Origin of the sequence: Bartonella sp. AC130YNZD (assembly GCF_042196865.1) — a bacterium.
Lineage (GTDB): Bacteria > Pseudomonadota > Alphaproteobacteria > Rhizobiales > Rhizobiaceae > Bartonella.
In genome coordinates this window covers 1-737 of the sequence record NZ_JBHIQZ010000150.1, presented here as the reverse complement: position 1 = coordinate 737, position 737 = coordinate 1, and the positions used below count along the sequence as shown (strand labels likewise).

Sequence of the window (737 nt, the reverse complement as noted above, 5' to 3'; positions counted from 1 at the left end):
CTCCTTCTGTCCCTGTCGAACCAAAGCCTTCTGAGTCCTCTGATCCTTTAGATCCTTCATCTAATCTCTCTATACCGCTTGATGTTCAGTCTCATCTCCAAATTAGAGCGGTTGTTCCACAGGTTCCAACTTATCTTCTTTTGCCAAATGCCTTATTTCATGCTGGTTTAGTGGATATGACCACGCAAAATAAGTCGTTTGAGACAATACGGAATGCTTTTCATTCCTCTTGGAAAGATGATAAAAAGACAGCCTTTTTTCTGCGTGCTTATGGGGGGAGCCATCATTATGCTTCCAATTTATCTGCTTTTGAATATGGCTATGGTGCTGAGCTCGATTATAATGCATTTCAAGCAGGTGTTTTGTTAAACGAGATTGAGAGTTTATATGGTCGTACATTCTTTGGAGTTTTAGGAAACTATGGAAACCTTTCTCTACACCCTCAGGATGTTGAACAAAGCAAAAAAAGCGCATTTGATAAATGGTCTGTTGGGGCTTATGGAAATTTGCAGCATGATACCGGTTTTTATATAGATGGGGTGGTATCGTATGGTCTTTTTAAGGGTGATGTTTTGACCCTTTCACGGGGCAAGGTTGTGGCGTTAAAGGGTAAACAGTTTAGCAGTTCTTTAACGAGTGGTAGAACGTTTGCAACAGGGTATAAAGGTGTTGTTTTTGATCCGCAGATTCAGGTTGTTTATCAGCATCTTCAGTTTAATCAGGCGCGTGATATTGAT

At 40.6% G+C, this 737-nt stretch carries 1 protein-coding gene; it reads left to right on the top strand.

Going from position 1 to position 737, the window contains the following annotated elements; all coding sequences use genetic code 11:
* Window positions 1-737 (top strand): autotransporter outer membrane beta-barrel domain-containing protein (locus tag ACFINU_RS10210; RefSeq protein ID WP_375619052.1); only part of this gene is annotated, 737 nt, incomplete at both ends.